Origin of the sequence: Leucobacter iarius, assembly GCF_039530105.1 — a bacterium.
Lineage (GTDB): Bacteria > Actinomycetota > Actinomycetes > Actinomycetales > Microbacteriaceae > Leucobacter > Leucobacter iarius.
Window position 1 is genome coordinate 190817 of sequence record NZ_BAAAOB010000005.1, and the last position, 17277, is coordinate 208093.

The window sequence follows — 17277 nt, forward strand, 5'->3', positions numbered from 1 at the left end:
GCCCCGTCCCCGTGACCGCACCCACCGCGGCAGCCAAGCCGGTCTTGAGCCTCGGCGATCGCATCTTCTCCCGCTCCGCGATCTTCGCGGGCAGCATGATCCTCGTCACCCTGGCCGCGGTGGCGATCTTCCTGATCACGAGGAGCCTCCCCGCGTTCGTCGCGACGAAGGAATCGGCCTCGCTCCTCACCTCGAACTTCTGGGCCTACGTCGGCCCGCTCATCTTCGGAACCGTGTGGGCGGCCGTCCTCGCCCTCCTCATCGCGCTGCCGCTCTCCATCGGCATCGCCCTCTTCATCTCGCACTACGCGCCCCGCAAGCTCGCACAGGTGCTCGGATACGTCGTCGACCTGCTCGCCGCCGTGCCGAGCGTCGTCTTCGGCCTGTGGGGCATCGGCGTGCTCGCCCCCGCGGTGCAGCCGGTCTTCGTCTGGCTCAACAGCAACCTCGGCTGGATCCCCCTCTTCGGCGGCACCGTCAGCGGCACCGGCCGCACCATCCTCACCGCGGCCATCGTGCTCGCGGTCATGGTGCTGCCGATCATGACCGCCATCTGCCGCGAGATCTTCCTGCAGGCCCCCGTGCTCCACGAGGAGGCCGCGCTCGCGCTCGGCGCCACCCGCTGGGAGATGATCAAGATGGCCGTGCTGCCCTTCGGCCGCCCCGGCATCGTCTCGGCCGCCATGCTCGGCCTCGGCCGCGCGCTCGGCGAGACCATGGCCGTCGCCATGGTGCTCTCCGCGACCGGCATCGTGAGCCTCAAGCTCCTCACCTCCGAGAACCCCTCGACGATCGCCGCGAACATCGCGCTGTCGTTCCCCGAGGCGTACGGCGAGAACATCAACATCCTCATCGCCACGGGTCTCATCCTCTTCATCGTCACCTTCCTGGTCAACGCGATCGCCCGCTGGATCGTGAGCCGCCGGGCCGAGTTCTCTGGAGCCAACTGATGGCCGCCGTCACCATCCGCCCCGTCTCCGCCGGCTCCGCGCTCTCGGGCAACCGGCTCCCGCGCAGCACGCCCTGGATCATCCTCGGGGCCAGCCTGGTCATCTCGTTCGCCCTCTTCGCGCTGCTCGCCGCAGCCGCGGGCGGCGACTTCAGCGTCGTCGGCGCCGTGCTCGTCGGAGCGCTCCTCTACCTGGTCGCCTCCACCGGCATCACCGCCGCCGTCGAGGGCCGCCGCCAGGCCACCGACCGCCTGGTCACCGGTCTCGTCACCAGCGCGTTCCTGCTCGCCATGGTGCCGCTCGTCTCGGTCGCGATCACGGTCATCGGGAACGGCGTCGCACGCATGGACGCGACGTTCTTCACCTCGTCGATGCGCAACGTCGTCGGCGAGGGCGGCGGCGCGCTGCACGCCATGATCGGCACGCTGCTGATCACGCTCGCCGCGACGATCATCTCGGTGCCCCTCGGCCTCATGACCTCGATCTACCTCGTCGAGTACGGCCGCGGCCGCATCGCGAAGACCATCACCTTCCTCGTCGACGTCATGACCGGCATCCCGTCGATCGTCGCCGGCCTCTTCGCCTACGCGCTGTTCGCCCTGTTCCTCGGACCGGGCGTGCGCATGGGCATCGTCGGCGCCGTCGCGCTCTCGGTGCTGATGATCCCCGTGGTCGTCCGCTCGAGCGAGGAGATGCTGAAGCTCGTGCCGCACGAGCTGCGTGAGGCCTCCTACGCGCTCGGTGTGCCGAAGTGGCTCACCATCGTGAAGGTCGTGCTCCCCACCTCGATCGCCGGCATCACCACGGGCGTCGTGCTCGCCATCGCCCGCGTCATCGGCGAGACCGCACCGCTGCTCATCACCGCCGGCTTCACGGCATCGATGAACTACAACCTGTTCGCCGACCGCATGCAGTCGCTCCCCGTGTACGTGTACACGCAGTACGCGAACCAGGGCAACCCGGTCGAAGCCTTCCTCGATCGCGCCTGGGCCGCCGCCCTCGTGCTCATCCTGATCGTGATGGCGCTCAATCTCATCGCCCGTCTCGTCGCGAAGTACTTCTCGCCGAAGACCGGCCGATAACCCGAACCTTACGAACCGAAGGAAACACACCCAGTGTCGAAGCGCATCGAGGTCAACGACCTCAACGTCTACTACTCGAACTTCCTGGCCGTCGAGGGCGTCTCGATGAACATCGAGCCCCGCAGCGTCACCGCCTTCATCGGCCCCTCGGGTTGCGGCAAGTCCACCTTCCTCCGCACGCTCAACCGCATGCACGAGGTCATCCCCGGCGCGCGCGTCGAGGGCGAGGTGCTGCTCGACGGCGAGGACCTGTACGGCACGGGCGTCGACCCGGTGCTCGTGCGCCGCCAGGTCGGTATGGTGTTCCAGCGCCCCAACCCGTTCCCCACCATGTCGATCCGCGAGAACGTCCTCGCCGGCGTGCGGCTCAACAACCGCCGCATGTCGTCGAGCGACGCCGACGCGCTCGTCGAGCGCTCGCTGCAGGGCGCGAACCTCTGGAAGGAGGTCAAGGACCGCCTCGACAAGCCCGGTTCGGGCCTCTCGGGCGGCCAGCAGCAGCGCCTCTGCATCGCCCGCGCGATCGCGGTGTCGCCCGACGTGCTCCTCATGGACGAGCCCTGCTCGGCGCTCGACCCGATCTCGACCCTCGCCATCGAGGACCTGATCGACGAGCTGAAGTCGGAGTACACGATCGTGATCGTGACCCACAACATGCAGCAGGCCTCGCGCGTCTCGGACCGCACCGCGTTCTTCAACATCGCGGGCACCGGCAAGCCGGGCAAGCTCATCGAGTTCGACGACACCAAGACGATCTTCTCGACGCCCAAGGTGCAGGCCACCGAGGACTACGTCTCGGGCCGCTTCGGGTAAGCAGCCGCTCCCCCGCTCACGGATGGGCCCCTCCGCTTCGCGCGGAGGGGCCCATCCGTGTTTTCAGGGGGGGGGGGACAGCCTCCGGTGCGAGGCCCGACGGCGGGCGCCGAGAGCCCCCTTCGCTGTCGAGAGCCGGTTCAGATGTCGAGGACCGGCCCCGAACACCGCAAGCGGACCCGGTCTTCGTCAGTAGGCCCGGTCCTCGTGAGTTCCTCCCGCCCTCGTCAGGCCCACCGTTCCTCGTCCGTCGCACCGACCGTCGAGAGCGGACCCGATCCTCGCCGAGAACGCAGGCCTTCGTGCGGCGGCGGGGTCGCTCGCTCGCGAACACGACCGCCCGAGCAGGGGCGCGAACGCCCGGTCACGAGCACGACCGTCCGGGCACGAAAAAGGCCCGGGGCGGATCGGCCCCGGGCATGAAAGAACCGGACCGCAGAAACGCCTCTCGGCGGAAGGCCGCTCGAAGCGGCTGAATTTGGAGCCCGGGGTTACTGCGGCCCGGCAGGAACATTCTAACGCGGCACCGCTGAGCGCAAGAGTCGCTGCGCAGCCCGGGCGCGCTCGGTCAGTCGAGGCTGCCGTCGCGCCAGCGGCGAGCGCCGGCGTGCAGCTCTTCGGCGAGGGTCGCGTAGCGGAGCGAGCGCCTGGTGAGGTGCTCGGCGTGGGCGTCGTCGTGGGGGTCGCGGGAGTCGGCGAGGTCGGCGGAGCCGAGCGAGAGGATCCGGCAGTAGGCGGCGGCCCGGTCGAGCGCGACGGCGAGGTCACCGGCGAATACGCCCCGCAGGATCGTGTCGCACAGCGCCGCGATCGATTCTGGCGTGACCGGCTCGGCGGCGCCCGCGACGACGGGGTCGATCGTGACGGCGGCCGCGGCACCCCGCCGGAACAGGTCGGCGGTGCCCTCGGGGTCGCCGGCCGCGATGCGACGGATCAGGTACAGGCGCCAGAGCACGCCCGCGAGCGAGTGGGAGCCCGCGTGCGACCAGAGTTCGGCGACGTCCTCGAGTCCGCGCCCGTTCGCGAGCTGCACGACGCGCTCGACGATCTCGGGGTCGGCGACGCTGCGCACGCGATCGAGCAGGGCCCACGAGGTCTCCTGCGCGAGGCGGTGCGTGGTCGCGGGGTCGTCGGCTCCGATGATCCAGTCGAACGTGGCGCTCGGCTGCAGCATCGGCTTCTGGAATTCGCGCGTCATGCGCCTCCTCTGGGTCGGGATTCCGTCGCGCACGGGTGCGCGACGCGGAGAGTCTACGCCGGGTTCCAACGCGTCGCCCGGGCATCGCATTCCGGGCGGGCCGCATGCCCCGGGCCGCACGGTCAGCCGCACGCACCGGCGGGCAGCGCGAGATCGACGCGGTGCACGGTCGGGTCGTCGCCGACGGTGATCTCGAGCGGCAGGCATGCGGAGTCGCGTCCCGACAGCAGGAAGCCGCCGACCCACCAGACGCCCACCGGGGCTGGCGCGTCGTCCCCGGTGATCCGCGGGTCGCCGGGCGCGCAGGCCGCGTAGGAGACGGAGGAGTATCCGCCGTCGCTCCCCTGCTCGGTGCGGATCCCGGCGTACGCGCGGGCCGGGTCGCCGATCGCGACGGTGGCGCTCGCGCCGAGCGCGAGCCGGGTGCCGAGCTTGTAGAACACGATGCCGTCGGGCCCGGGGGTGGCGGGCCGCCCGTCCGCGGTGCGGATCCCCTCGGCGGCCGCGCCGTAGCTCAGCGGGCCGATGATCAGGTCGGCGATCCCGGTCGGCTCGGGATCGGGCCGCGCGGCGTCGCATCCGACGGACGCGCTTCCCGAGGGGCTCGGCGCATCCGGGCTCGGTTCCGCGGACGCCGACCGCACCGGCGCCTCCGAAGCCTGCGCGCACCCGGTCGCCGCGAGGACCGCGAACACCGCGAGGCCGGTCGCCGCGAACCGCACGGGTCCCGTGCTCCGCCGCCGCACTGCGCCTCGTGCACCCGCTGCTCCGGCCATGATCCGCTCCGATCGGTGGCCTCCACGGTACCCCGCGGGCCCGGGAACCGCGAGGACTCCACATCCCCGTATGGAAACCGTAGACGCCGCGCCCCGGCCCGTATGGATTCCGTGAGGACGCCCGCCGGAGCCCACCGACGGGTGTTGCATGAGCTTCGCACCGGTCGCAGGCCTCCTGCCTCGGACCGGTGCGCGGACCCCGCCCCGGGGCCGCGATCCTCACCAACTGGGAGTCTCTCGTGCTTGATGTCGTCACCGTGCTCGGTGCGATCGCGATCTTCGCGCTCGTCGGTCTGATCGGGAAGGCGGTGGAGAAGCTGTGATGGTCTTCGAGATCGTCGGCGCGGTCCTCGGCATCGCGGTGCTCGTGATGCTCGTGGTCGCGCTCGTGAAGCCGGAGCGTTTCTGATGGCCTGGTGGTTCGCGCTCCTCTCGTTCGCCACGGTCGCGCTCGTCGTCGGCGCGCTCGTGCGCCCCCTGGGCGACTATCTCGCCTGGGTCTACACCTCGAAGAAGGACTGGCGCGTCGAGCGCGGGGCCTACCGGCTGCTCGGGGTCGATTCCCGTTCCGAGCAGACCTGGCAGGCGTACCTGCGCAGCGTGCTGCTGTTCTCGCTCGTCGGCCTGCTGCTGCTCTACGGCATGCAGCGGCTGCAGCCGCTGCTCCCGCAGGCGCTCGGCCTGCCGGCGCCGTCCGAGCACCTGGCGTTCAACACGGCGGCCTCGTTCGTGGGCAACACGAACTGGCAGTCGTACGCCCCCGAGAGCACGCTCGGCTACGCCGTGCAGATGGCGGGCCTGGCCGTGCAGAACTTCACCTCGGCGGCCGTCGGCATGGCGGTCGCGATCGCCCTGGTGCGCGGCCTCGCGGCCCGCCGCAGCGGCACGATCGGCAACTTCTGGGTCGACCTGGTGCGCGGCCTCGTGCGCGTGCTGCTGCCCATCGCCTTCGTCGCGGCCCTCGTGCTGCTCGTCGGCGGCGTGATCCAGAACTTCGCGGGCTTCACCGAGGTGCGCACGCTCGCCGGTGCGACGCAGAGCATCCCGGGCGGTCCGGTCGCGTCGCAGGAGGCGATCAAGCTGCTCGGCACCAACGGCGGCGGCTTCTTCAACGCGAACTCGGCGCACCCGTTCGAGAACCCGACCGGGTGGACCAACCTGTTCGAGATCGTGCTCATGCTGATGATCCCGTTCGCGCTGACCCGCACCTTCGGCCGCATGGTGGGCGAAACCCGCCAGGGCAACGCGGTGCTCGCGGTCATGGCGCTCCTCTTCACGGCGTCCTTCGCGATCCTGCTGATGCTCGAGGCCGGCGGCAACGGCCCCGCCCCGCAGCTCGCGGGCGGCGCGATGGAGGGCAAGGAGCAGCGCTTCGGGATCATCGGGTCCACGCTGTTCGCCACGACGAGCACGGGCACCTCGACGGGCGCGGTGAACTCGATGCACGACTCGTACACGGCGCTCGGCGGCATGCTGCCGATGCTGAACATGATGCTCGGCGAGGTCTCCCCGGGCGGCGTCGGGTCGGGGCTCTACGGGATCCTGGTGCTCGCGATCATCGCGGTGTTCGTGGCCGGTCTGCTGATCGGCCGCACGCCCGAGTACCTCGGCAAGAAGATCGGACCGCGCGAGATCAAGCTCGCGAGCCTCTACATCCTCATCTCGCCGACGCTCGTGCTCGCGGGCACCGCGCTCAGCTTCGCGATCCCCGGGGTGCGCGACAGCGTCACCGGCACGTCGATCCTGAACCACGGCGTGCACGGCACGTCCGAGGTGCTCTACGCCTTCACGTCCGCCGCGAACAACAACGGCTCGGCGTTCGCGGGGCTCACCGCGAGCACGCCGTGGCTCGACTGGGCGCTCGGCACCGCGATCCTGCTCGGCCGGTTCATCCCGATCGCGCTCGTGCTCGCGCTCGCCGGCTCCTTCGCCGCGCAGGATCGGATCCCGGCCACCGCAGGAACGCTGCCGACCCACCGCCCGCTGTTCGTCGGCATGCTCGCCTCCGTCACCGTGCTCGTCACGGCACTCACGTTCTTCCCCGTTCTCACGCTGGGTCCCCTGGCAGAAGGGCTTCGATAGCCATGTCCGTTTCCACGCAGCACGCTCCGGAAGCCGTCGCCGTCCGGCGCACGCGCACCGGGCTCTCGCCCGCGCAGTTCCGCGCGGCGCTCCCCGGCGCGGTGCGCAAGCTGGATCCGCGCCAGCAGTGGCGCAATCCCGTCATGTTCGTGGTCTGGCTGGGGGCGGCGCTCACCACGGTGCTCGCCATCGCCGAGCCGTTCCTCGGCGGGCCCGCCGCCTCGGGCGGCAGCGCGGTGCCCGCACCGTTCACCTGGGCGATCGCGATCTGGCTCTGGCTGACCGTGCTGTTCGCGAACCTCGCCGAGTCGATCGCCGAGGGCCGCGGCAAGGCCCAGGCCGAGACCCTGCGCCGCACGCGCACCAGCACGGTCGCGCACCGCGTCGAGTCGTACGACGCCGACGCCGATCCCGGCGCCGAGCGCGCGGCGACGGCGGAGGTCCCCTCCTCCGAGCTGCGGCTCGGCGACGCGGTGATCGTGACCGCGGGCGAGCTGATCCCGGGCGACGGCGATGTGATCCACGGCATCGCGTCGGTCGACGAGTCGGCGATCACCGGCGAGTCGGCCCCCGTGATCCGGGAGTCCGGCGGCGATCGCAGCGCGGTCACGGGCGGCACCCGGGTGCTCTCCGACCGGGTCGTGGTGCGCGTCACCTCGAAGCCGGGGGAGACCTTCGTCGACCGGATGATCGCGCTCGTCGAGGGGGCCGCCCGGCAGCGCACCCCCAACGAGATCGCGCTGTCGATCCTGCTCGCGGCGCTGTCGATCATCTTCGTGGTGGTCGTGCTGACGCTGAACCCGATCGCCTCCTACGCGGCGAGCCCCGTGAGCCTGACCGTGCTCGTCGCCCTGCTGGTCTGCCTGATCCCGACGACCATCGGCGCACTGCTCTCGGCGATCGGCATCGCGGGCATGGACCGCCTGGTGCAGCGCAACGTGCTCGCCATGTCGGGCCGAGCCGTCGAGGCCGCGGGCGACGTGACGACGCTGCTGCTCGACAAGACCGGCACCATCACGTACGGCAACCGTCGCGCGTCGGCGTTCGTGCCGCTGAGCGGTGTCGACGAGCGGGAGCTCGTCCGGGCCGCAGCCCTGTCGTCGCTCGCGGATCCCACCCCGGAGGGGCAGTCGATCGTCGAGCTCGCGGAGCGGTCGGGCGAACGGCCCGACGCGGCCGGCGTCGGCGAGGTCGTGCCGTTCACCGCGCAGACGCGCATGTCGGGGCTCGACCTGCCCGACGGCGGCATGATCCGGAAGGGCGCGGGCAGCGCGGTCGCGGCCTGGCTCGAGGCCGAGGGGTCGCCCGCGGCCGGCAACCTGCGTGCAGAGCTCGACGGGATCGTCGAGGGGATCTCCCGCAGCGGCGGCACCCCGCTCGTCGTGGCGGTGCGCGACGCGGGCGGCGCCAGCCGTCTGCTCGGCGTGATCCACCTGAAGGACGTGGTGAAGGAGGGGCTCACCGAGCGCTTCGGCGAGCTCCGCGCGATGGGCATCCGCACGGTCATGGTGACGGGCGACAACCCGCTCACCGCCGCGGCCATCGCCCGCGAGGCCGGCGTCGACGACTTCATCGCCGAGGCCACCCCCGAGGACAAGCTGGCGTACATCCGGAAGGAGCAGGCCGGCGGCCGCATGGTGGCGATGACGGGCGACGGCACCAACGACGCCCCCGCGCTCGCACAGGCGGACGTGGGCGTGGCGATGAACTCGGGCACCTCGGCCGCGAAGGAGGCCGGCAACATGGTCGACCTCGACTCCGACCCGACCAAGCTCATCGACATCGTCCGCATCGGCAAGCAGCTGCTCATCACGCGCGGCGCGCTCACCACCTTCTCGATCGCCAACGACGTCGCGAAGTACTTCGCGATCGTGCCCGCGATGTTCATGGGGGTGTTCCCGGGTCTCTCCGCGCTGAACATCATGGGCCTGCACTCCCCCGCCTCGGCGGTGCTCTCGGCGATCGTGTTCAACGCGATCGTGATCGTGCTGCTCGTGCCGCTCGCGCTCCGGGGCGTGCGCTACCGGCCGCTGAGCGCCTCGCAGACGCTCGGCCGCAACCTGCTGATCTACGGCCTCGGCGGCGTGGTCGCGCCCTTCATCGGGATCTGGCTGATCGACCTCGTCGTCCGCCTGATCCCCGGATTCTGACCCCCGACCCCTCGACCTAGGAGCCATCGAATGAACGTCTCATCCCGCACCACGGGCCGCACGGCCTGGGTCGCGATCCGGGCCATGCTGGTCTGCACGATCGTGCTCGGCATCGCCTACCCGCTCGTCGTCACCGGCATCGGCCAGATCGCGCTGCCCGCGCAGGCGAACGGCTCGCTCGTGCGCGACGCCGGCGGCCGGGTCGTCGGCTCGGCGCTCGTCGCGCAGTCCTTCTCGGACGCGAAGGGCGCGCCGCTGCCGCAGTACTTCCAGCCCCGCCCCTCGGCCGCGGGCGACGGCTACGACGGCCGGGCGTCGTCGGGTTCGAACCTCGGCCCGTCGAACCCGGACCTCGTCACCGCGATCCGTGAGCGCAAGGCGCAGATCGCCGCGTTCAACGGGGTCGCCGAGAGCGCGGTGCCGGCCGATGCCGTCACGGCCTCCGCATCCGGCCTCGATCCGCAGATCAGCCCCGCGTACGCCGCGATCCAGGTGGATCGCGTCGCCCGCGAGCGCGGTCTCTCTCCCGAGCGCGTGCGCACGCTCGTGGCCGCGCACACCAAGGACCGCGCGCTCGGCTTCATCGGCGAGCCTGTGGTCGACGTGCTCGCGCTGAACCTAGCGTTGGATTCGGCGAAGGGATAGCAGCATGACCGGACGGGGACGGCTCCGCGTGCTCCTCGGCGCCGCCCCCGGCGTCGGCAAGACGTACGCCATGCTCGAGGAGGGCGTCAGGCTCTCGGCGGAGGGCCGCGACGTCGTGATCGCCGTGGTCGAGACCCACGGGCGCGCGGCGACGGCGCGCATGACGGCGGGACTGCCCCGCGTACCGCTGCGCCAGGTCGAGCACCGCGGGGTCTCCCTGTCCGAGATGGACCTCGCCGCCGTGATCGAGCGTCGACCCGACGTCGCGCTCGTCGATGAGCTCGCGCACACGAACGCCCCCGGGTCCCGCAACGCGAAGCGGTGGGAGGACGTCGCCGAACTGCTCGACGCGGGCATCGACGTGATCTCGACCGTCAACATCCAGCACATCGCCTCCCTCACCGACGTGGTCGAGCAGATCACCGGAGCGGCGCAGCGCGAGACGATCCCCGACGAGATCCTGCGCGGCGCCCACCAGGTCGAAGTGGTCGACCTCGCCCCGCAGGCGCTGCGCGACCGGCTCTCGGGCGGCCTCGTGTACCCGGCCGAGCGCATCGATGCCGCGCTGTCGAACTACTTCCGGCTCGGCAACCTCACCGCGCTGCGCGAGCTCGCGCTGCTCTGGCTCGCCGACGAGGTGGATCAGGCCCTGCGCGACTACCGCGCCCAGCACGGGATCGAGCGCACCTGGGAGACCCGGGAGCGCGTGGTCGTCACGCTCACCGGCGGGCCGGAAGGCGAGACGCTGCTTCGGCGCGGCGCCCGGATCGCGGCGCGATCCTCGGGCGGCGAGCTGATCGCCGTGCACGTCACGGCGCAGGACGGCCTCGCGGGGTCGCAGCCGGGTGAGCTCGTGCAGCTGCGCGCCCTCGCCGAGCAGCTGGGCGGTACCTACCACCAGGTCGTCGGCGACGACGTGCCGACGGCGCTCGTCGACTTCGCCCGCTCGGTCGACGCGACGCAGCTCGTGCTCGGGGTCAGCCGCCGTGGCCGCCTCGCCGCAGCGCTCACCGGGCCGGGCATCGGCGCGACCGTGATCCGCGAGTCGGGCGACATCGACGTGCACATCGTCACGCACTCCGCGGCGGGCCGCCGCCGCACGCTCCCCCGCAGGGGCGGGGCGCTCACCGCGAAACGGCGGATCGCCGGCCTCGTCGTCGCGCTCACCGGAGGACCGCTGCTCACCTGGGCGCTGAGCCTCACCCGCAGCCCCGAGTCGATCACGAGCGACGTGCTCAGCTACCAGCTGCTCGTCGTCGTGGTCGCGATCGTCGGCGGCATCTGGCCGGCGCTGTTCGCCGCCGTGCTGTCGGGGCTCACGCTCGACTACTTCTTCATCCAGCCGCTCTACACGGTCTCCATCGCCGACCCGCTGCACATGCTCGCCCTGCTGCTCTACGTGATCATCGCGGTGCTCGTCAGCATCGTCGTCGATCGCGCGGCCCGCCGCAGTCGTGCCGCGCGCCGATCCGCCGCCGAGTCCGAGCTGATCCAGACCGTCGCGGGCAGCGTGATCCGCGGGCAGGACGCGGTGCAGGCGATCGTGGATCGCGCGCGCGAGGCATTCGCCCGAACGGGTGCGCAGCTGCGCGACGGAGACGTGCTCATCGCCTCCTCCGGGATCCCGGTCGCCGGCCCCGCGACCGTCAGCCTGCCCGTCGGACCGACTGCGCGCTTCGAGCTCGACGGTCCCGAGCCCGCCGCCTCGGAGCACCGGCTCCTGACCGTGCTCGCCGCGCAGCTCGAGGCCGCGCTCGAGGTGCGCGAGCTCACCGAGGTCGCGAGCGAGATCGTCCCGATCGCCGCGTCCGACCGCGTTCGCGGAGCCCTGCTCTCGGCGCTCAGCCACGATCTGCGCCGCCCGCTGGCGGCGGCGACGGCCGCCGTCGGCGGGCTCCGTGCAGCGGGATCGGCGCTGAGCCCCGAGGATCGCGCCGAACTGCTCGAGACCGCCGACGAGAGCCTCGGATCGCTCGCCGCGCTCGTGACCGACCTGCTCGACGTCAGCCGGCTGCAGGCCGGGGTGCTCGCCATCGCGCCGATCCCCGTCGACCCCGTCGACGTGATCGCGCCCGCGCTCGACGAGCTCGGTCTCGGCCCGTCGGACGTCGAGCTCGACCTGGACCAGGACGCGCCGCAGGTGCTCGCGGATCCCGTGCTGCTGCAGCGCGTCGTCGTGAATCTGCTCGCGAACGCCGCGCGCTACGCCCCCGCCCGCACCCCGGTGCGGGTGACCACCAGCAGCTTCGCCGATACGGTGGAGATCCGGATCGTCGACCAGGGGCCCGGAATTCCGGAGGAGCGCCGCGACGACGTCTTCGTGCCGTTCCAGCGCCTGGGCGACACCGACAACTCGACGGGGCTCGGGCTCGGGCTCGCGCTGTCCAAGGGGTTCACCGAGGGCATGGGCGGCACGCTGGAACCCGAGGACACCCCGGGCGGCGGACTCACCATGGTGGTCTCGCTGCCCCGCCTGACCGACCAGCCGACCGAGGAGGCCCGATGAGGATCCTGATCGCCGACGACGACCCGCAGATCCTCCGCGCGCTGCGGATCACGCTGACCGCCAAGGGCTACGACGTCGCCGTCGCCGCCGACGGCGCGGAGGCGATCGGGGCCGCGGTCGATCACCGGCCCGACCTCGTGCTGCTCGACCTCGGCATGCCGAACCTCGACGGGGTCGAGGTGATCCAGGCGATCCGCGGCTGGTCGGAGGTGCCGATCCTCGTCGTCTCGGGGCGCACCGACGCCGGCGACAAGGTCGAGGCGCTCGACGCCGGGGCCGACGACTACGTGACGAAACCGTTCTCGATCGACGAGCTGCTCGCCCGGGTGCGCGCGCTCACCCGGCGCCGCGCGCAGCCCGAGCAGACCCCGGTGGTCTCGTTCGGCGACACGACGGTGGACCTCGCCGCGCGCACCGTGACCCGTGCCGTCGACGGCGCGGCGCAGACGGTCCGGCTCACCCCGACCGAGTGGCAGGTGCTCGAGCTCCTCGTGCGCAACGAGGGCCGTCTGGTGACCCGGCACCTGCTGCTCACGAGCATCTGGGGCTCGGAGCACGTCACCGACACCGGCTATCTGCGGCTCTACCTCTCGCAGCTGCGCAAGAAGCTCGAGCCGGATCCCGCCCGTCCGCGCTACCTGCTCACCGAGGCCGGCATGGGGTACCGGCTGCGGCTCGACGGGGGCGGCACCGCCGCGTAGGGGCGTCCGTGTCGGAGCACCGAAATAGTCCATAATGAGAATCATTATGGACAAGCACGCGCACGGCCACGGACGACCGCCGACGGGTCTCGAGCACTCCCGCACCGCCGTCCGGGTCGCGCTCCCGCTGCTGCTCGCGGTGGCGCTCCTCACCGGCCTCGGACTCGCGCTGCTCTGGCCGAACGCGGGCGAAGCGGCCAAGGTGATCGAGCGGGTGCCGTTCGCGGGGCCGGGCACCATCTTCGTCGAGGGCGAGGTCGTCAGCGTCGACACCGGCTGCGGCGACGGGACGCAGCCGCGGACCGGTGCCGCGACACCCGGGGCCGATCCCGACCGCTCCTGCCTCACATTCGGGATCGGCATCACCTCCGGGCCGGACACCGGCCGGGTGATCGACGTCCCGGCCCGCGGCTCGCTCGCATCGTCGGGACTCCAACCGCGCGACACCGTCGAACTGCTCGGGGCGCCGCGCGCGGAACCGCCCGCGGGTGACCCGCGCGCCCCCGACGGAGCAGCGTCCGAGCGCTACAGCTACAGCATCTCGGGGATCCATCGCGGACTCGCCCTCGTCGTGCTCGCAGCACTGTTCCTCGTGGTGCTGCTCGCCGTCGGGCGCCTGCGCGGCCTGCTCGCCCTCGGGGCGCTCGCGCTCAGCGGGGGCGTGATCCTCGCCTTCGTCCTGCCCGCCATCGTGACCGGTGCACCCGGTGCACTGGTGGGCATCGTCGGCTCCTTCGCGATCGTGTTCATCATCCTCTACCCGGTGCACGGCCCCAACCTGCGCACCACGGCCGCGCTCATCGGGACGCTGTGCGGGATCCTCATCACCGCGGGGATCTCGACCCTCGCGGTGCAGGCGACGCGGCTCAGCGGGCTCGGCGACGAGGCCGCAGCGCGCCTCTCGGGCGTCGCCGGGAGCATCGATTTCCGGGGCATGCTGACCTGCGCGATCATCATCGCGGGGCTCGGGGTGCTGAACGACGTCACCATCACCCAGGCCTCCGCGGTCTGGGAGCTGCGCGCGGCGGCCCCGCATCTCGGACGCGGCGAGATCGCGAAGCGGGCGATGCGCATCGGCCGCGACCACATCGCCTCGACCGTCTACACGATCGTGTTCGCCTACGCCGGCGCATCCCTCGGGGTCCTGATCCTGCTCGCACTGACCGACCGGCCGCTGCTCTCGACGTTGACCGGCGACGACCTGGTGACCGAGATCGTCCGCACCCTCTGCGGCAGCATCGGCCTCGTGCTCGCGATGCCGATCACCACCTGGATCGCGGCGGCGTTCCTGCCGCCGGTCGAGACCGGAACCGAGACAGCGGCTCAGCTCGAATAGGGCGAGTAGGGCGACCCCGGGGCGCCCCGGTTCACGAGATCGGTATCGATCCCGCCCGGGGTCTCGCCCTGGATCCCGTCCCTGTCCGCGTCGAGACCGGGCGAGACGAATCCACCGCCGATCGTATCGAGACCGGCTCGACCGATGACGTAGAGATCCAAATCGGTGCCGTTGCTCGCGATGTCGAGGAAGTCGGGCTTGTCATCGCCGTCCGTGTTGCGCACCGGAGCGAACTCGGGCCGCAGCGTACCGGAATCGGGCGAGGTCTCCAGCGCATCCAGCAGTCCGTTCGCACCGAACGCCTGGCCCGCATCGAACACGCCGTTGCGGTCCGCGTCGAACGCGGCGACCTGCGCACGCGTGAACGGGCGCCCCTCCATCAGGTCGAGAATCCCGTCGTTGTCGGAATCGAGGTCCAGGTATCCGGGTACCCCGTCGCCGAGCACCGGCGTCAGCAGGAGGTCGCCCTCCGCGTCATCGTCCTCGAACTTGCCGTTCCGGTCACCGTCCTCCTCGGTATCGAGGATTCCGTCGTTGTCGCTGTCGAGATCGCAGGCGTCGACGACGCCGTCACCGTCGCTGTCGAGAGTCGGGGACTTGTCGTTGATCGCCGTGCAGGCGGGCGCCACGGCCGCCGCGCGCAGCAGCGCCGTCGCGAGGTTGTTCGTCGCCGGGCGTTCTCCGCCGCCCGTACCCTTCTCGATGAGCATGTCGACGGAGCCCGCCGCTCCGGCCGCCGCTCGCGGCACGCGCACACCGATCGCGACCGAGATCGCTGCGTCCGGGGCGAGCACCGCGTCGATGCGCAGGACGAAGGGATCGGTCGCCGTTCCCGTCCCACTCACCGACACCACGGGGTTGCTCACCGAGATGATCGCCCCGTCGATGGTCACACTGGTGGCCGCGTGATCGAACACGAGCCCGAACGACGACATCGGCGAGAGCGCGATGTCGACTTCGATGGGCGCGGTGGTGGCCGTCGATCCCACGTTGCGCACGGTGGCGACGATCGACTCCTCGGACCCGACCGCCAGCTCCCCCTTGGGGAACACGGTCGAGGCCGCGAGGTCGGGGAACTTCTTCGTCGGGGTCGGGGTCGGGGGCGGCGTCGGCTTGGGATCCGGGTCGATCGGCGTGGTCGGCGTCGGCTTCGCACAGGAATCCGAACCGCTCGCGGCCTGCGCGGGCTCGGCCGGCATTCCCAGGGCGCCGACGAGGAGCGCGCCGACCGCGAGCGTCGCGAGCGCGGCGCGGGTGCGCTTCGATACCGCGAGCAGCACGATGGCGCCCACCACGAGCAGGAGTGCGGCGATCAGCAGGATCGGCCCGAGCGGGAGGCCTGTTCCGGTCGCGGCGAGAACGCAGTCGTTCGAGTTCATGTGCGGGCTCCGAGGGGGGATGCGTACGCCTCTGGCGGGCGCGGGTTGGGAGATGCTAACACGATCCTGACTGAAGTCAGGAAATCGCTGCTCCCCCGAGCGCTCAGGCGAGGTCGCGCGCGGCGCGCGCACCGATCGCGCCCGCGAGCATGATCGCCGGGTGGACCGCGGCCAGATAGAGCCCGTCGATCCCGTCGGCGAAACCGAGCAGCCGACCGCCCGCAGGGATCGGTCGATCCGCGATGACCGCATCGATCAGCTCGACCCGGTCCCCGCCGCGCAGTTCCTCGCGGATCGCGCGCAGCGTCGGCTCGACGAGTTCGCGCGGGTCGCCGTCGAACCCGGGCGGCACGTCCTCGGCGGCGATCAGCGTCGTGTCGTCGAGCTGCCGGATCTCGAAGTCCGGGGTCGAGAGGATCCCGCGCACCAGCGGCTCCGGAGTCCGGAACCGGATCAGCGCGCACGGGGAGCGCTCGACCTCGGCACGCACGCCGGCGGTCGCGGCGAGCGCCGGGATCGCGGTTCCGGCGGCCAGCACGACCGTCGATCCGCGCACCTCGCCGGCGGAAGTTTCGACGCCGACCGCGCGTCCTCCTTCGACGAGCACGGATCCGACGGGTTCCTCGAGCCGGATCTCCGCGCAGTGCGCTTCGGCATCGCGGAGCATGGCCCGGGTGAGGGCGACGGGGTCGACCCCTCCGTCGTCCGGCGCGAAGGCCACGACGTCCGGCGCCCAGCGCAGCGCGGGTTCCCGTTCGAGCGCGGCCGCGGCGCTCAGCAGCTCGACGGCGTGCCCGCGGGCGCGGTGGGCCGCGACGAAGGCTCGGGTCTGCGCGACCGTGTCCTCCCAGGTGATCGCCCCCGACCGTCGCAGGCCGACGGGTTCAGGCAGGTCCTGCACGAGGCGTTCGAACTCCTCGGCCCCGAGCTGCCGCAGCGGATCCGCGAAGACGTCGGCGCGGTTCTTCGCGAGCCCGACCCACGCGAACGAGTCGCGGGTCGCGCCGCTGCCCGGTCGAGCACCGTCGAGCACGACGACGGGGCGGTCCTCGCGGGCCAGGTGGCTCGCGATCGCGGCGCCCACGATCCCGGCTCCGACGACGATGATCGGTCGCGACTGTCGTCTCCGCTCCGGTGCCATGCCCCCGATCGTATCGGCGGCTCGACCTACACCGGAACCCGTCGCGCGCCGGTGCCGGTCTCGCCGAGCTCGTCGTCGGGGTTCAGCAGATTGCAGGCCTTCATCGACAGGCAGCCGCAACCGATGCAGCCGGTCAGCTCCTGTTCGAGCCGCTCGATCCCTCGTCGACGCTGCTCGAGCGTCTTCTTCCACTGGCGCGAGGCCCGCTGCCAGTCCTCGTGGCTCGGCATGGTCGAGAGCGGCACGTCCGCGAAGGCGTCGCGCACGTCGTCGAGCGGGATCCCGAGCCGCTTCGCCACCGAGATGAGCGCGACGCGGCGCAGCATGTGGCGCGGATACCGGCGCTGGTTGCCCGCGGTGCGCTGCGAGGCGATCAGACCGAGCCCCTCGTAGTAGTGCAGAGAGGAGACCGGCACGCCGGTGCGCCGGCTCATCTCGCCGACGCTCAGCAGTTCCTCGGGACTGTGCATGCGCTCCGCGACCATCGCCCACTCCTTCGATTTGACCTCAAGCCGACT

The 17277-nt window shown here is 71.6% G+C and carries 16 protein-coding genes; 11 read left to right on the top strand and 5 right to left on the bottom strand.

What is annotated here, in order from left to right:
• Positions 1–11: 11 nt before the first annotated feature.
• From pstC to pstB, 3 genes are read left to right on the top strand one after another with little or no spacing between them, the layout of a single operon-like run.
• Positions 12–950: a phosphate ABC transporter permease subunit PstC gene (gene pstC / locus ABD169_RS15175; RefSeq protein WP_344033468.1), complete on the top strand. Its 939-nt coding sequence runs from the start codon at positions 12–14 to the stop codon at positions 948–950.
• The gene (pstA, locus tag ABD169_RS15180; protein ID WP_344033469.1) at positions 950–2032 is read left to right on the top strand and encodes a phosphate ABC transporter permease PstA; all 1083 of its coding nucleotides are present in this window, start codon (positions 950–952) and stop codon (positions 2030–2032) included. Before pstC ends, pstA begins: the two co-directional genes overlap by 1 nt.
• A 33-nt stretch (positions 2033–2065) precedes the next feature.
• Positions 2066–2845, top strand: a complete 780-nt coding sequence (gene pstB / locus ABD169_RS15185) for a phosphate ABC transporter ATP-binding protein PstB (RefSeq protein WP_046454024.1) — start codon at positions 2066–2068, stop codon at positions 2843–2845.
• A gap of 568 nt (positions 2846–3413) precedes the next feature.
• On the opposite strand, the gene ABD169_RS15190 is transcribed toward pstB, so the two are convergent.
• The gene (locus ABD169_RS15190) at positions 3414–4043 is read right to left on the bottom strand and encodes a hypothetical protein (protein ID WP_046456300.1); all 630 of its coding nucleotides are present in this window, start codon (positions 4041–4043) and stop codon (positions 3414–3416) included.
• A gap of 122 nt (positions 4044–4165) precedes the next feature.
• Positions 4166–4819 (bottom strand): hypothetical protein, encoded by a 654-nt coding sequence (locus tag ABD169_RS15195; protein ID WP_344033470.1) that lies wholly within the window; start codon positions 4817–4819, stop codon positions 4166–4168.
• Positions 4820–5007: 188 nt separating this feature from the next.
• Between ABD169_RS15195 and ABD169_RS15200 the strand changes: the two genes are divergently transcribed.
• The 8 genes from ABD169_RS15200 to ABD169_RS15235 are packed head-to-tail and all read left to right on the top strand — an operon-like array spanning position 5008 to position 14239.
• Positions 5008–5142 (top strand): hypothetical protein, encoded by a 135-nt coding sequence (locus tag ABD169_RS15200; protein ID WP_255350871.1) that lies wholly within the window; start codon positions 5008–5010, stop codon positions 5140–5142.
• A complete protein-coding gene (locus ABD169_RS15205; RefSeq protein WP_046456298.1) occupies positions 5142–5228 on the top strand; it encodes a potassium-transporting ATPase subunit F in 87 nt (28 codons plus the stop codon). Before ABD169_RS15200 ends, ABD169_RS15205 begins: the two co-directional genes overlap by 1 nt.
• The gene (gene kdpA / locus ABD169_RS15210) at positions 5228–6901 is read left to right on the top strand and encodes a potassium-transporting ATPase subunit KdpA (protein WP_344033471.1); all 1674 of its coding nucleotides are present in this window, start codon (positions 5228–5230) and stop codon (positions 6899–6901) included. Before ABD169_RS15205 ends, kdpA begins: the two co-directional genes overlap by 1 nt.
• 2 nt (positions 6902–6903) lie before the next feature.
• Complete coding sequence (kdpB, locus tag ABD169_RS15215; RefSeq protein ID WP_344033472.1) at positions 6904–9051, top strand: potassium-transporting ATPase subunit KdpB; 2148 nt, start codon at positions 6904–6906, stop codon at positions 9049–9051.
• 30 nt (positions 9052–9081) lie between these two features.
• Positions 9082–9696, top strand: a complete 615-nt coding sequence (gene kdpC, locus ABD169_RS15220; protein ID WP_344033473.1) for a potassium-transporting ATPase subunit KdpC — start codon at positions 9082–9084, stop codon at positions 9694–9696.
• Between the two features lie 4 nt (positions 9697–9700).
• On the top strand, positions 9701–12202 hold the full coding sequence (locus ABD169_RS15225; RefSeq protein WP_344033474.1) for a DUF4118 domain-containing protein: 2502 nt from the start codon (positions 9701–9703) through the stop codon (positions 12200–12202).
• A complete protein-coding gene (locus tag ABD169_RS15230; protein WP_046456293.1) occupies positions 12199–12903 on the top strand; it encodes a response regulator in 705 nt (234 codons plus the stop codon). Before ABD169_RS15225 ends, ABD169_RS15230 begins: the two co-directional genes overlap by 4 nt.
• Positions 12904–12949: 46 nt before the next feature.
• On the top strand, positions 12950–14239 hold the full coding sequence (locus ABD169_RS15235; protein ID WP_344033475.1) for a YibE/F family protein: 1290 nt from the start codon (positions 12950–12952) through the stop codon (positions 14237–14239).
• Here ABD169_RS15235 and ABD169_RS15240 read toward each other — a convergent pair.
• The 3 genes from ABD169_RS15240 to soxR form a co-directional block, all read right to left on the bottom strand.
• Entirely contained in the window at positions 14227–15618 is a 1392-nt protein-coding gene (locus ABD169_RS15240; protein WP_344033476.1) for a thrombospondin type 3 repeat-containing protein, read from the bottom strand. The genes ABD169_RS15235 and ABD169_RS15240 overlap by 13 nt on opposite strands.
• A gap of 103 nt (positions 15619–15721) precedes the next feature.
• A complete protein-coding gene (locus ABD169_RS15245; protein WP_344033477.1) occupies positions 15722–16759 on the bottom strand; it encodes an NAD(P)/FAD-dependent oxidoreductase in 1038 nt (345 codons plus the stop codon).
• A 26-nt stretch (positions 16760–16785) separates the two neighbouring features.
• Positions 16786–17244 (bottom strand): redox-sensitive transcriptional activator SoxR, encoded by a 459-nt coding sequence (gene soxR, locus ABD169_RS15250; RefSeq protein WP_046456289.1) that lies wholly within the window; start codon positions 17242–17244, stop codon positions 16786–16788.
• Positions 17245–17277 lie beyond the last annotated feature (33 nt).